The sequence below is a fragment of the Paraburkholderia sp. FW306-02-B genome (genome assembly GCF_058782725.1).
Genome location: NZ_JBYSXZ010000001.1, coordinates 3,640,489 through 3,654,859 on the forward strand (window position 1 = coordinate 3,640,489; position 14,371 = coordinate 3,654,859).

The following is a 14,371-nucleotide window of genomic DNA, read 5'->3' on the forward strand; positions in this document are numbered from 1 at the left end:
CACCGGCCTTTGCGCCGTCTCGTTCGCGGCGGGGGAATGGAGTTGCCGGCCGGCAACTCCATTCCCCCGCCGCACCCCGCCCCGCATGGCTTTGCGCCATCCGCCCCGCCTCACGCAACGTCCCGGCTTTTCACAAATCGTACTTATTTCATGACTGCTGCCGAATAAGCTTCATGCGAAACGGGAAATATTTTCGGGACAAGGTGGTGATATCTTCGGATATGGATGGCGATCTACGTGCGCGAGGCCGGTTTTGGCACGACCCCATGCGTAACGCGCGCCCGGTCCGCAATGTCTTTCGGATTCGCCATGACAACGCAAACCATCCGTTTTTATCACCAGGGGTCCGTCCGTGAGGTCGCGGGCGTCCCTGCGTCGCGCACCGTGCTCCAGCACCTGCGCGAGGATTTGCATTGCACCGGCACCAAGGAAGGCTGCGCGGAAGGCGACTGCGGCGCCTGCACCGTCGTGGTCGGCGAGCTGGACGCGCAAGGCGGCCTCGCACTGAAAGCGGTCAATGCATGCATCCAGTTCCTGCCGACGCTGGATGGCAAAGCCCTCTTCACCGTCGAAGACCTGCGCGCCGCCGATGGCGCCCTCCACCCCGTGCAACAGGCGATGGTCGACTGCCACGGCTCGCAATGCGGCTTCTGCACGCCCGGCTTCGTGATGTCGATGTGGGCGCTGTACGAGAACCAGCCGGCCGCCGCGGGCCTGCCCACCCGCGATGAAATCAACGCCGCTTTGTCCGGCAATCTGTGCCGCTGCACCGGCTACCGGCCGATCGTCGACGCGACGCAGAAGATGTTCGACTATCCGCAATACCCGCGCGTCACGCTGGACCGGGCAGCCGTCGTGGAAAAATTGCGCGCGATCCAGCGCCGCGACACCTTCGAATACACCGCGCCCGATGCGCGCGGCGCCGCCTTCGGCACACCCACCTTCCACGCGCCGGTCACGCTCGCTGCGTTCGCCACACTGCGCGCCGCGCATCCGCACGCGCGCCTGCTGGCGGGCAGCACCGACGTCGGCCTGTGGGTCACCAAGCAGTTCCGCGATCTCGGCGACATTCTGTATATCGGCAACGTCGCCGAATTGAAGACGATCGAGCGCGACGCGCAAACGCTGACGATCGGCGCCGCTGTCACACTCGAGGATGGCTACGCGGCGCTCGCCGTCGATTACCCGGAACTGGCCGAACTGTGGACGCGCTTTGCGTCGCTGCCGATCCGCAATGCCGGCACGCTCGGCGGCAACGTCGCGAACGGCTCGCCGATCGGCGATTCGATGCCGGCGCTGCTCGCGCTCGGCGCCGAAGTCGTGCTGCGGCACGGCCCGAAAACCCGCATGCTGCCGCTCGACGCGTTCTACCTCGGCTATCAGAAGAGCGCGCTCGCGGCCGGCGAATTCGTCGCGGCGCTGCGCGTGCCGCGTCCGGCGAGCGATTTGCGCTTTCGCACCTACAAGGTCTCGAAGCGCTACGATCAGGACATCTCGGCGGTGTGCGCCGCGTTCGCGCTGCACATCGGCGAAAACGGCGTGATCGGGCAAGCACGCATCGCGTTCGGCGGAATGGCCGCGACGCCCAGGCGGGCCGCGCAAACCGAAGCCGTGCTGAATGGCGCGACGTGGGACGAAAGCACCGCGCGGCAAGCGATGAACGCACTCGTCGCCGATTACCAGCCGCTGACCGACATGCGCGCCTCGAGCGCCTATCGACTGAAGGTAGCGCGTAACCTGTTGTGGCGCTTCCACCTCGAAACGCGCGATGACGCGCCGCTCGCCCTCTTCGACGTGAATGCGTTCGCGTTCGAAGGCGGCGGGCCGGAAGCGGTCGTCGCGAAGGAGTCGTCGTGATGAACCGGACCGATGCTTTCGTCGAACACGTTGAGAACCATGCTGAGAACCATGCTGAGAAGCACGCTGAAAAGCACGCCGCCGTTCACGACAGCGAGACGGCGATCGGCGCGCCGCTGCCGCATGAATCCGCCGCGCTGCACGTGAGCGGCGAGGCCACCTACACCGACGACGTCCCCGAACTGCAAGGCACGCTGCACGCGGCACTTGGGCTTTCGCGCCATGCGCATGCGCGGATCGTATCGATCGATCTGGAGGCGGTGAAGCAAGCGCCGGGCGTGATCGCCGTGCTGAGCGCCGAAGACATCCCCGGCGAGAACAATTGCGGCCCGGTGCTGCACGACGACCCGATTCTTGCCGTCGAGGAAGTGCTGTACCTCGGTCAGCCGGTGTTCGCGGTGATCGCCGAAAGCCATGACCTCGCGCGCCGCGCCGCCGCGCTCGCGAGAAGCGACGACGTGATTCGTTACGAGCCGCTCGAAGCGATCCTCACGCCCGCCGAAGCGAAAGCCAACAAGCAATTCGTGTTGCCGCCGCTGCATCTGAAACGCGGCGACCCCGACGCGAAAATCGCCGCCGCCCCGCATCGAATCAGCGGCACCTTTGAAGTGGGCGGCCAGGAACAGTTTTATCTCGAAGGCCAGGTCGCGTACGCGGTGCCCAAAGAAATGGACGGCATGCTCGTCTACAGTTCGACGCAGCATCCGAGCGAAATGCAGCAGGTGGTCGCGCATATGCTCGGCTGGCCGGCGCATAACGTCGTGTGCGAATGCCGGCGGATGGGCGGCGGCTTCGGCGGCAAGGAATCGCAATCGGCGCTGTTTGCGTGCGTGGCCTCGCTGGCGGCGAAACTGCTGCGCCGTCCGGTTAAACTGCGCGCCGACCGCGACGACGATTTCATGATCACCGGCAAGCGGCACGACGCCGTCTACGAGTACGAAGCCGGTTTCGACGCTAGCGGACGGATTCTCGGCGCGCGCGTCGAAATCGCTTTGCGAGCCGGCTATTCCGCCGATCTGTCCGGCGCGGTCGCGACTCGCGCGGTCTGCCACTTCGACAACGCGTACTACCTGTCCGACGTCGATATCGTCGCGTTGTGCTGCAAGACCAATACGCAATCGAACACCGCGTTTCGCGGCTTCGGCGGACCGCAAGGCGCGCTGGTGATGGAAGTGATGCTCGACAGCATCGCGCGTCAATTGAAGTGCGATCCGCTCGACGTGCGGCTTGCGAATTACTACGGTATCGGCGAACGCAATACGACGCCGTACGGACAACCCGTCGAAGACAACATCATTGCTCCGCTGACCGAAGAGCTTCTGGCGTCGAGCGACTACCGCGCACGCCGCGCGGCACTAGCCGCGTTCAACGCGAAGAGTCCGGTGCTCAAACGCGGCATCGCGTTCTCGCCGGTGAAGTTCGGCATCTCGTTCAACGTGCCGTTTCTGAATCAGGCCGGCGCGCTGGTGCATGTGTATAAAGACGGTTCGGTGCTCGTCAATCACGGCGGCACCGAGATGGGCCAGGGGCTCAACACGAAGGTCGCACAAGTGGTGGCGAGCGAACTCGGTTTGCCGCTCTCGCGTGTGCGCGTGACGGCGACCGATACGTCGAAGGTCGCGAATACCTCGGCGACCGCCGCCTCCACCGGCAGCGACCTGAACGGAAAAGCTGCCGAAGCCGCCGCGCGCACCATTCGCGGACGTCTCGCCGAACTGGCCGCGAAGCAACTCGGCGGCACCGCGGACGCGGTTGAGTTTGCCAACGGCGAAGTGTCGGTGAACGGCGGTGCGATGCCGTTCGAACAACTGGTGGGCGCCGCGTATCTGGCGCGCGTGCAGTTGTGGTCCGACGGTTTTTATACGACGCCGAAAGTGCATTGGGATGCGAAAACGCTGACCGGTCACCCGTTTTATTACTTTGCCTACGGCGCGGCGGTGTCGGAAGTCGTGATCGACACGCTGACCGGCGAATGGAAACTGGTGCGCGCAGACGTGCTGCACGACGCCGGTCAGTCGATCAATCCGGCGATCGATATCGGTCAGGTGGAAGGCGGTTTTATTCAGGGCATGGGCTGGCTCACCACCGAAGAATTGTGGTGGAGCCGCGATGGCCGCCTGATGACGCACGCGCCGTCGACGTACAAGATTCCTGCCGTGAGCGATACGCCTGCGGCGTTCCACGTGCAGCTGTATCGCAATCAGAACGCCGAGCCGACCGTGTTCCGTTCGAAGGCCGTGGGCGAGCCGCCTCTGCTGCTGCCGTTTTCGGTGTTTCTCGCGATTCGCGACGCGGTTGCCGCCGCGGTGCCGGACGCGGACAATGCGCCGCCGCTACGCGCACCCGCTACGCCGGAAGCGATTCTCGACGCACTGGACGCATTGCAACCGCCTACGACAACCGCACCAGCAACCGAACCGGCCATCACTGACACAACTGCTTAAGCACGTGAGCAAAGCAACAAGCAAAGGCGTGAAGCGACACGAACGCTTCACGCCACACTCAACCGGCCGCACGGACACCCCGCGCGACCACGCATGGAGAACCGCCGGATGCAAGCCTGGCTACCCGATCTACAACAACTGCTCGCGCACGGCGACGCCGCCGTGCTGGTGACGGTCGCGCGCGTCGAGGGTTCGGCGCCCCGCGAAGCCGGCACCAAGATGATCGTCACGCGCGATTCGGCCAAGCACACGATTGGCGGCGGACACCTCGAATGGAAAGCCATCGAGACGGCACGCCAGGTGCTGCGCGACGGCATGCGCTCGCCGCATATGCGCCGCCTCGAACGCTTCGCGCTTGGGCCCAGTCTCGGTCAATGCTGCGGCGGCGCGGTGATTCTCGCGTTCGAGCGCCTCGACATCGGCGACCTCGGCTGGGTCACGTCGCTCGCGAAACGCGTGGCCGCAGGTCTTTCGACGGTGCGTAGCGTATCATTCGGCCCCGCACCGGATGCGGTGATGCTGTCCGACCCCGAGCCGGGCGTCGATGCCGCCGACTGTCTGCTGTGGGACGGCGCCGGCTTCGACGACAGCAGCGCGCTGCTCACCGAGACCATCGCGCAAGGCGACTTCGCCGTCGTGGTGTTCGGCGCCGGTCATGTGGGCGCGGCGCTGGTTCGCGTGCTCGCCACGCTGCCCTGCCGCGTGCGCTGGGTCGATGAACGCGACGTGCAGTTTCCGCTCGCGGAAACGCTGCATGCGCCGAACGTGCAGATCGATCCGAACGACGCCCCGGACGAAGCCGTCGACCAGGCCGTGCCGAACACGTACTTCATCGTGATGACGCACAACCATGCGCTCGATCTCGAGTTGGCCGAGCGTATCCTGCGGCGCGGCGACTTTGCGTTCTTCGGCATGATCGGTTCGCACAGCAAGCGCAAGCAGTTCGAGCATCGGCTCGCTGCGCGCGGCATCGATCCGTCGCAGATCGCGCGGATGAAATGCCCGCTCGGCGTCGACGGTATCGTCGACAAGTCGCCGGAGATCATCGCGATCTCGGCGGCCGCGCAGGTGCTGCAGACAGTCGAGGCGAACGCGGGCACGCATGCAGCGCAGACGACCTGACCGCTCTGAGCTGAGGTTCATTGCATTCCGGCGCAAACGACGCCAACAAACTCCAGAAGAATCGCTTATGACTACCACTACCGCTACGCCACTTGCTGAAAAAACAGCGCTCGCACCGAAGGCCGAGTTGCACATCCATATCGAAGGTTCGCTCGAACCCGAGCTGATCTTCGCGCTCGCCGAACGCAACGGCGTGAAGCTCGCCTACGACTCGATCGAAGCATTGCGTGCCGCGTACGCGTTCACCGATCTGCAATCGTTTCTCGACATCTATTACGCTGGCGCGAGCGTGCTGCTGCACGAGCAGGACTTCTACGACATGACGACGGCGTATGTCGAACGATGCCTCGCCGATAACGTGATTCACAGCGAAATCTTCTTCGACCCGCAGACGCACACCGAACGCGGCGTGCCGATCGCGACCGTGGTGGCGGGCATCGAACGCGCGTTGGCCGACGCGGAAAAGCGCGGCATGACGAGCAAGCTGATTCTGTGTTTCCTGCGCCATCTGTCCGAAGACGATGCGCTCGCCACGTTCGAAGAAGCATTGCCGCTGTTCGAGCAGTACAGGCATCGTCTGATCGGCGTCGGGCTGGATTCGTCGGAGCGCGGTCATCCGCCTTCGAAGTTCGAACGAGTGTTCGCCAGGGCACGTGCGCTCGGTCTGAAGCTGGTCGCGCATGCGGGTGAGGAAGGTCCGCCGTCGTATATCTACGAAGCGCTCGATCTGCTGAAAGTGGATCGCGTCGACCACGGCGTGCGCAGCATCGAAGATCCGGCGCTGGTCGCGCGCCTCGCCGACACACGCGTCGCGCTGACCGTGTGTCCGCTGTCGAACCTGAAGCTCTGCGTGTTCGACGACATGACCAGGCACACGCTGAAGGACCTGCTCGATCGCGGCGTCGCCGTCACGGTGAATTCCGACGACCCGGCCTACTTCGGCGGCTACGTCAACGCCAACTATTTCGCCACCATAGACGCGTTGAAGCTCAACGATGCCGAGGTCTACACGATCATCCGCAACAGTTTCGAAGCGTCGTTCGTCACGCCCGAGGAACGCAGCGAACTGATCGCGAAGCTCGACGCGCACTGGCATCCAGGCGGCCCGCACTGACGGGCCGGATAAAGGCAGCCGGCGGCGGCAAAGGTTCGATTCAGAACCTGAGGTAAAGCCGCCGTCCGCGCTGTTTAGCTCCCCACAAAAACGGAGACGGTTTTTCCCATGACTCAATCGGCACAATCAGCCCAATCAGCCCAATCAGCATTCCGAGCGCAATTGCTGACTTTCAACGGCGATCCGGCGCAATCGTCCAGTGCGGCGGTCTTCAACGAGGACGGCCTGCTGATCGTCAAAGACGGCCATGTCGTCGCGGCCGGCGCGTATGCGACGCTCGCGCCGCAACTCGCGCCCGGCACCCAGGTGCAGGAGATGCGCGACAAGCTGATCGTGCCGGGCTTCATCGATACGCACATCCACTATCCGCAGACCGACATGATCGCATCGCCGGCGCCGGGGCTCTTGCCGTGGCTCGACACGTACACGTTCCCGACCGAGCGCCGCTTCACCGATCCGGCCTACGCGCGGGACACCGCAAGCTTTTTCGTCGAAGAACTGCTGGCCTGCGGCACGACTACCGCGCTGGTGTATTGCACGGTCCACAAGGAATCGGCCGAAGCGCTGTTTACCGAAAGCGAAGCGCGCAATCTGCGGATGGTGGCCGGCAAGGTGCTGATGGACCGCAACTGCCCCGAGTTTCTGCGCGATACCGCGCAATCGGGCTATGACGACAGCGCCGAACTGATCGGCCGCTGGCACAACCGTGGCCGTCAGATGTACGCGCTCACGCCGCGTTTCGCGCCGACCTCGACCGAAGCGCAACTCGAAGCGTGCGGCGCGCTGGCGAACAAGCATCCGGACGTCTTCATCCAGAGCCACGTCGCCGAAAATACCGACGAAGTGAAATGGGTCGCCGATCTGTTCCCGGGCCACCGCAGCTATCTGGACATCTACGATCACTACGGCCTGCTGCGCCGCCGCGCGGTGTACGGCCATTGCATCTACCTCGACGGGGAAGACCGCAAACGGATGGCGCAGACCGGCACGGTGGCCTCGCACTGCCCGACTTCGAACCTGTTCCTCGGCAGCGGCCTGTTCGACTTCGACAAGGCCGACGAAGCCGGCATGCCGATCGCGCTCGCCACCGACGTCGGCGGCGGCACGTCGTTCTCGATGCTGCAAACGATGAACGAGGCGCACAAGGTCGCGCGTCTGACCGGCCATCATCTGACGGCCACACGGATGTTCTATCTCGCCACCGCGGGCGCGGCCGAAGCACTCGATCTGGCGGACCAGGTCGGCACGTTGAAGGCGAAGTCGGAAGCGGACTTCGTCGTGCTCGATCCGCAAGCAACGCCGCTGCTCGCGCGCCGCACCGCGCGCACCGAGTCGCTCGAAGAACTGCTGTTCGCGTTCGCGCTGCTCGGCGACGATCGCGCGATCTACGAAACGTACGCAGCGGGCAAGCGCGTGCATCGTCGCGACGACGTGCGTCAGCATGCGTCGCGTGCGGCGAAAATCGCGGCCTGATTCGATTCAGGCAATGAATAAAAACGGCGCTTCGGAAACGAAGCGCCGTTTTTTTCCTCACGCCGCGCCGCTCGATCACGGCTGCATGCAAACCTCATGCAACGCATTCAGCCGCCGTACCGGATCGGCGACATAGGGATTCGTCTCGTCCCACGCGTAGCCTGCCAGCACGGCGCTGATCATCCGCCGAATCGAAGGCGTCTGATCCGAATAAAAGATGATGTCCTGCAACGCGCCGGTGTACCAGCGCTCGACGAACGCGCGGAACGTATCGATGCCCTTGCGCAACGGCACATCGTAAGCGCCGGACCAGTCGACCTGCTCGCCGTCCAGTTGCCGGTTCAACGTCTGCACCGCCAGATGCGCCGAGCGCAGCGCAATCGTCACGCCGGACGAGAACACCGGGTCGAGAAACTCGCCCGCGTTGCCAAGCAGCGCGTAGCCCGGCCCATGTAAACGCTCGACGTTCGCCGCGTAACCGCCGATATGGCGCACCGGCATCAGAAACGGCGCTTGGCCGATCAACGCCGAAAGCGTCGGCTCCTGCTGAATCAGCGCGCGCAGTTTCGCCTCGCGTTCCGCTTCCGGCACCTCGAGAAAACTCGCTTCGGCCACGCAGCCGACCGACGAGCGCCCGCCCGCGAGCGGAATCATCCAGAACCATACGTCGCGACGCTCCGGATGCGTGGCCACGCAAATCTTGTTGCGATCGGTTGCGCCCGCTGGAATACCGTCACGCACATGCGTGAAAATTGCCGCGCGTGTGGGCATCCGGGTCGGCGCTTCGAGGTTCAGCAAACGCGGCAGCACACGGCCGAAACCGCTCGCGTCGAACACGAAGCGTGCCTCGACTTCATACGCGTTCTGCGCTTCATCGAGCACGTCGAGCACCGGTCTGTCGCCCGTTTGCAGCGCGCGGACCGTGTGGCCGAAACGCACATCGGCGCCCTGCCCGGCCGCGCAGCGAATCAGCAGATCGTCGAACACCGCGCGCTCGACCTGATACGTGGTGCCCCAACCCGGCGAATGTTTGTCGCGAAAATCGAACGCCGACGATTGATCCCGGTAAACGAAATGCGCGCCGTTCTTGTACTGGAAGCCGGCTTCGACCACCGCTTGCAGCATGCCGGCCTCTTCGAGGTACGCCATGCTTTGCGGCAACAAACTTTCGCCGATCGAAAAGCGCGGGAAATGCTGGCGCTCCAGTACCAGCACCGAGCGGCCCGCTTTGCGCAATAGGGCCGCCGCAACGGCGCCCGCCGGACCAGCGCCGATAATCGCCACGTCGACAGTGGTGCGCTTTGACGAATATGTACTCAAATTTGCCTCAATCGTTTGCTTGCTCGTAACGGCGTTACGCTGCATGCTTACTTCTAGTTACAATCACGCGTGTCACTGCAAGAACAAAACAATATTCCGCCGGAGAGCCCAGCGTGTCGCCATCCGAAACATCCAGCGTGCCTTTCGTGCCGGAAACGGCATTCGGGATATGGTTCCTGCGCACCCATACCTGGGAACATCATGTGCTGCGGGTCGCCATCAACGATCTCAAACGCCTGATCGATGCACCCCTGCCTACCGCGCCGGTAATTGTCGACGTCGGTTGCGGGCAAGGCATTTCGTTCCGCCTGCTCGCCGAAGCGTTCAGGCCGCGTCGCATTGTCGGCGTCGATTTTCACGAGCCGTCGCTGAAACTCGCTGCCAACGCCTGCCGCGATAAAGTCGCCAATATCGAACTGCTGCATGCCGACTGCGCGACACTGCCGCTGCCCGATGCCTGCGCCGACATCGTGTTCTGCCATCAAACCTTCCATCATCTCGTCGAGCAGGACCGCGCGCTCGCCGAGTTTCGCCGCGTGCTCAAGCCCGGCGGCGTCCTGCTGTTCGCCGAATCCACCGACGCGTACATCAAGTCGTGGGTGATCCGCCTGCTGTTTCGCCACCCGATGCAGGTGCAAAAGAGCGCTGACGGCTACCTTGACATGATCCGCGGCGCCGGTTTCGGGTTCGGCCCGCGCAACGTCTCGCTCCCCTATCTCTGGTGGAGCCGCGCGAAAGACTTCGGCCTGCTCGAACGCATCGGCCTGTCCCATCCGCAACCTGGCAAGCGCCGTGAGACGCTGGTCAATGTCGCGGCGATCAAGGCCGATTAGACGTGCTCAGGCGGTGGCATGCACCGCCTGAGCACCTGCCGTCACAGCCTTAGTTGTTTTCCAGCACGACGAGCTGCCCCTTCACCGCGATCGCCGCGGCGCTGCCGCTCACACCGCAAGTAAAGTCGGTCGGAGAATCGGTCTCGGTGCTGTGAAAGCGCGTGGACACGTTGATCACCGCGTTCGCATTGCGATCCTGCGCGGCCTTGCGCAGCTTCTGCACCGCTTCGGCGAGGACCTGGTGGCACGCTTCGTCGGCGCCCGCAATCTTGCGCGCGATCCGCACCGAATACGACACGTCGCCCAACTGGCTCCTTACCGCCGGATGATCCTGCGAACCGAAATACACCGGTACGCCACCGGTCGATTGCGCCCCCGCCGCCGCGAGCGGCAGCGACTTCACCTCGGTCGAGCAGCCGGCCTGCGTCAACACCACCGCCGCCAGCGCGACCAGTACGAAATCTTTTTTCATTGTTCTTGCCCTCGTTGTATTTAGCGTTGCCGGTACTTCATGAGTCGCTTCATGGTCGCTTCATGGTCACTTCACGCGCCCTTCCAGGCGTCAAACATCAGGCTCGCGCAACTGCCGCCGAACCCGAACGAAACCGACATGGCCGTCTCGATGCGCGCGTCGCGCGATGTACGCACCAGTGGCATCTCGCCGAGGCTCGCATCCGGCGTCTCGATACCCGTCGTCCCGGCGATGAAACCGTCGCGCATCATCAGCAAGGTATAGATCGCCTCGTGCGCACCGCATGCCCCCAGTGGATGACCGCTCAGGCCTTTGGTCGAAGAAAACGGCGGCACGTCGCCGCCGAATACCGCGCTCAACGCGTGTAGTTCCTCGACGTCGCCAAGCGGCGTGGACGGTGCATGCGTGTTGATGTAATCGGGGCGCATGCCGGCTTCTTTCAACGCGCCACGCATCGCGCGAGCGATGCCGGCCGCATGAGGCGTGACCATGCCGGCCCCGTCGGTGCAGTCGCCGAAACCGGTCAGTTCAGCGTAAATGCGCGCGCCGCGCGCCAATGCGTGATCGAGCGATTCGAGCAGCAGCACGCCGCCGCCCGATGCGATCACGAAGCCGTCGCGCGCCGTATCGTAGGGACGCGATGCATGCTGCGGCGTGTCGTTAAAACGCTGCGACAACGCACCCATCGCGTCGAACAGCAGCGTCACGTTGTCGTGCAGCGCTTCGCTGCCACCGACCAGCACGATCTGCTGGCGGCCGGTCTGGATCAACTGCATGGCCTGGCCGATCGCGAGCGCCGAGCTCGTGCACGCGGACGACGGCGAATAGCTCGCGCCCTCGAGCCCGAACACCTGGGCGACATTCGCCGACGCGGTGCTGCTCATCGTCTGCGGCACCGCATAGGGCGGCGCTTTATCGACGCCGCGCGCGGCGACGATCGCGAGCGCCGCATCGTAGCTCGCCAGTGAGCCGACGCCCGAACCGATCACCGCGCCCGCGAGCGGCGAGCGCAACGCGGCCGGGTCGAGCCCGGCGTCGTCGATCGCTTGGCGGGCGGCGTGGCACGCGAAGCGCGCCGTATCGCCCATGAAGCGTTCGAACTTGCGCTCGAACGGCGGCTCGTGCGCCACCGACGCCACGCCCGCCACTTGGGTCGCGAAACCGCGCTCACGCCACGCGTCGATCCGCTCGATGCGCGAGCGGCCCGCGCGCAACGCGGCGGACACGTCGTCGAGCGTATTGCCGAGACACGACACGATCCCCATGCCGGTGACGACCACGCGTTGCAGCGCCACGCTCATCGGACGCGCCTGAAAATCAGCGACGTGTTGATGCCGCCGAACGCGAAGTTGTTGCTCATCACGTATTCGGCGTCGATCGTGCGTCCGCTGCCGACGATGTAGTCGAGCGGCGCACAGGCCGGATCGACGTCGGTCAGATTCAACGTCGGCGCGTACCAGTTGCGCTTCATCATCTCGATGGTCCACCACGCTTCGAGCGCGCCGCACGCGCCGAGCGTATGGCCGACGTAGCTCTTCAGCGAACTGATCGGCATGCGTTCGCCGAAAGTCTGAGCAGTCGCATGGCTTTCGGCGACGTCGCCGCGATCCGTAGAGGTGCCGTGCGCGTTCACGTAGGCGACCGCTTGCGGCTGCAATTGCGCATCGCTGAGCGCGAGTTGCATCGCGAGCGCCATGGTTTCGGCGGTCGGCTGCGTCATGTGCGCGCCGTCCGAGTTGCAGCCGAAGCCGACGATTTCCGCATGAATCCGCGCGCCGCGCGCCACCGCGTGTTCGTATTCTTCGAGCACCAGCGTAGCCGCGCCTTCGCCGACCACGAGGCCATCGCGGGCAGCATCGAACGGACGCGGCGTCAGATGCGGCTCGTCGTTGCGCGTGCTGGTCGCGTACAGCGTGTCGAACACGGCCACCGCCGGGCCTGACAATTCCTCCGCGCCGCCCGCCAGCATCAACGTCTGCTTGCCCGCCTGGATCGCCTCAAACGCGTAGCCGATCGCCTGGCTGCCCGATGCGCACGCGCACGAGGTCGGCACGATGCGCCCTTTCAGATCCCAGAACAGGCTGACGTTGACCGCCGTGGTGTGCGGCATCATCTGCACGTAGCTGTTCGATGTGACATCGCTCATCGAGCCGGTTTCGAGCATCGTGCCGAACGCGCGAATCGGCTGGATCGAACCCGATGACGAACCGTACGCAACGCCCATGCGGCCGTCCTTGATGCGCTCATCGTCGGCGAGGCCGGCGTCCGCCAATGCCAGTTCGCTCGCGCGCACCGCGTACAGCGACACCGGCCCCATCGAACGCGTTTTCTTGCGTGGATAATGCGCGGGTGTGGTGAAGCCCGGCAGCGGGCACGCGAGCCGCGTATGCAGCGACTCGAAGTAATCCCACTCGGGCATGCGCCGCACCGCGTTCACGCCGCTCTTCAGGCGCGCTTCGATTTCGTCCCAGCGGTCGCCGAACGCCGTGACGCCGCCCATGCCGGTAATGACGACGCGTTTCATCACACCATCCCGCCGTTGACGCCGATCACCTGACGCGTGACGTACGAGGCCGCATCCGACATCAGGAAGCTGACCACGGACGCCACTTCGGCAGGCTGGCCGACGCGGTTCATCGGTACCGTCCTCAATGCGTGTTCGAGCGGCACGTCGTCGAGCATGCCGGTTTCGATCAAACCGGGCGCGACGCAATTGACGGTGATATTGCGCGTCGCCAGTTCGACGGCGAGCGCCTTGGTTGCGCCGATCAGGCCGGCCTTCGCGGCGCTGTAGTTGACCTGGCCGCGATTGCCGGTCACGCCGGACACCGACGCGATCGTGACGATGCGTCCGCCCTTCTTCGCGCGCACCATCGGCATGGTCAACGGATGGACGACGTTGTAGAACGAGTCGAGACCGGTTTCGATCACGATGTCCCAGTCTTCTTCTGTGAGCGCCGGGAATGCGGCGTCGCGGGTCACGCCGGCGCTGCACACGATACCGTAATACGGGCCGTTCGCGGCAACATCCGCTTCGAGCACTTCGCGGCACAGCGCGCGCTCACGCACGTCGAATTGCAGCACACGCGCCGCGCCGCCTTGCGCGGCGATGCCCGTCGCGACCGCTTCGGCCTCGCTGCGGCCCGTGCGGCAGTGCACGGACACCGCGAAACCGTCGGCGGCCAACTTGTACGCAATCGCGCGGCCGATGCCGCGGCTTGCGCCGGTAACGAGAACACGCCGGCTCATGAACTGAAACTCCCTTCGATGAATGACCGAAAATCGGGCGGTTGAAACACCTTGACGACCGCTTCGGCGCAACACGCGTCGCCATGATGGATGGTGCATTCGTAGGCGCCGTGGCCTTCTTCGCTGCGCAGCAATTCTGTCACACCGATCCGCAATTGCGCGCCGCTGGTGAAGGCCGGCATGAGCGCTTTGTAGCTGCGCGAGCCGAGCAGCACGCCCGGACGCGCGCCGCCGCCCGCGCGCATCGCCAGCAGCGCGACATGCGCGGCGATCGCCTGCGCCATCAGTTCGATGCCGATCCATGCAGGCATCGCGCCGTCGGCGTCCGCATACCACGCGTCGGCATGCACGGTGGCGAGTGCGGTGAGCGCCTCTTCGCTGAACGCGCTCACCGCGTCGATCAGCAACATGGTGCCGCGATGCGGCAGGATCGTTTCGATCGGTTGCCGCACGAGGTCCTCGATGGAGAGCGTCTGAGTCATTGCGC

12 protein-coding genes are annotated in these 14,371 nt (G+C 64.6%); 6 read left to right on the forward strand and 6 right to left on the reverse strand.

The genetic code is table 11. The annotated features are described in order from the left end of the window. Nucleotides 1-309 precede the first annotated feature (309 nt). From xdhA to guaD, 5 genes are all read left to right on the forward strand, one after another. Nucleotides 310-1,857: a xanthine dehydrogenase small subunit gene (gene xdhA, locus AC3WOG_RS16115; protein ID WP_492578911.1), complete on the forward strand. Its 1,548-nt coding sequence runs from the start codon at nt 310-312 to the stop codon at nt 1,855-1,857. After that, the gene (xdhB, locus tag AC3WOG_RS16120) at nt 1,857-4,301 is read left to right on the forward strand and encodes a xanthine dehydrogenase molybdopterin binding subunit (RefSeq protein ID WP_492578912.1); all 2,445 of its coding nucleotides are present in this window, start codon (nt 1,857-1,859) and stop codon (nt 4,299-4,301) included. The genes xdhA and xdhB overlap by 1 nt, the downstream gene beginning before the upstream one ends. Nucleotides 4,302-4,409: 108 nt before the next feature. Then, nucleotides 4,410-5,423 (forward strand): xanthine dehydrogenase accessory protein XdhC, encoded by a 1,014-nt coding sequence (gene xdhC / locus AC3WOG_RS16125; RefSeq protein WP_492578913.1) that lies wholly within the window; start codon nt 4,410-4,412, stop codon nt 5,421-5,423. A 67-nt stretch (nt 5,424-5,490) separates the two neighbouring features. Continuing rightward, a complete protein-coding gene (locus AC3WOG_RS16130) occupies nt 5,491-6,537 on the forward strand; it encodes an adenosine deaminase (protein ID WP_492578914.1) in 1,047 nt (348 codons plus the stop codon). A 108-nt stretch (nt 6,538-6,645) separates the two neighbouring features. Continuing rightward, entirely contained in the window at nt 6,646-8,010 is a 1,365-nt protein-coding gene (gene guaD, locus AC3WOG_RS16135) for a guanine deaminase (RefSeq protein WP_492578915.1), read from the forward strand. 75 nt (nt 8,011-8,085) lie between these two features. Here guaD and AC3WOG_RS16140 read toward each other — a convergent pair whose 3' ends face one another. After that, nucleotides 8,086-9,330 (reverse strand): NAD(P)/FAD-dependent oxidoreductase, encoded by a 1,245-nt coding sequence (locus AC3WOG_RS16140; RefSeq protein WP_492578916.1) that lies wholly within the window; start codon nt 9,328-9,330, stop codon nt 8,086-8,088. 113 nt (nt 9,331-9,443) lie between these two features. Between AC3WOG_RS16140 and AC3WOG_RS16145 the strand changes: the two genes are divergently transcribed. Then, nucleotides 9,444-10,163 (forward strand): class I SAM-dependent methyltransferase, encoded by a 720-nt coding sequence (locus AC3WOG_RS16145; RefSeq protein WP_492578917.1) that lies wholly within the window; start codon nt 9,444-9,446, stop codon nt 10,161-10,163. Between the two features lie 49 nt (nt 10,164-10,212). On the opposite strand, the gene AC3WOG_RS16150 is transcribed toward AC3WOG_RS16145, so the two are convergent. The 5 genes from AC3WOG_RS16150 to AC3WOG_RS16170 all read right to left on the reverse strand — a co-directional run bounded on the left by AC3WOG_RS16150 (nt 10,213) and on the right by AC3WOG_RS16170 (nt 14,366). Then, on the reverse strand, nt 10,213-10,635 hold the full coding sequence (locus AC3WOG_RS16150) for a signal peptidase (RefSeq protein ID WP_492578918.1): 423 nt from the start codon (nt 10,633-10,635) through the stop codon (nt 10,213-10,215). 71 nt (nt 10,636-10,706) lie between these two features. Next, complete coding sequence (locus AC3WOG_RS16155; protein ID WP_492578919.1) at nt 10,707-11,936, reverse strand: beta-ketoacyl-[acyl-carrier-protein] synthase family protein; 1,230 nt, start codon at nt 11,934-11,936, stop codon at nt 10,707-10,709. After that, nucleotides 11,933-13,159 (reverse strand): beta-ketoacyl-ACP synthase, encoded by a 1,227-nt coding sequence (locus AC3WOG_RS16160; protein WP_492578920.1) that lies wholly within the window; start codon nt 13,157-13,159, stop codon nt 11,933-11,935. The genes AC3WOG_RS16155 and AC3WOG_RS16160 overlap by 4 nt, the downstream gene beginning before the upstream one ends. Then, nucleotides 13,159-13,884, reverse strand: coding sequence for a 3-ketoacyl-ACP reductase FabG2 (locus AC3WOG_RS16165; protein WP_492578921.1), 726 nt, complete (start codon nt 13,882-13,884; stop codon nt 13,159-13,161). Before AC3WOG_RS16165 ends, AC3WOG_RS16160 begins: the two co-directional genes overlap by 1 nt. After that, nucleotides 13,881-14,366 (reverse strand): hotdog family protein, encoded by a 486-nt coding sequence (locus AC3WOG_RS16170; protein WP_492578922.1) that lies wholly within the window; start codon nt 14,364-14,366, stop codon nt 13,881-13,883. Before AC3WOG_RS16170 ends, AC3WOG_RS16165 begins: the two co-directional genes overlap by 4 nt. Between the last annotated feature and the right edge of the window lie 5 nt (nt 14,367-14,371).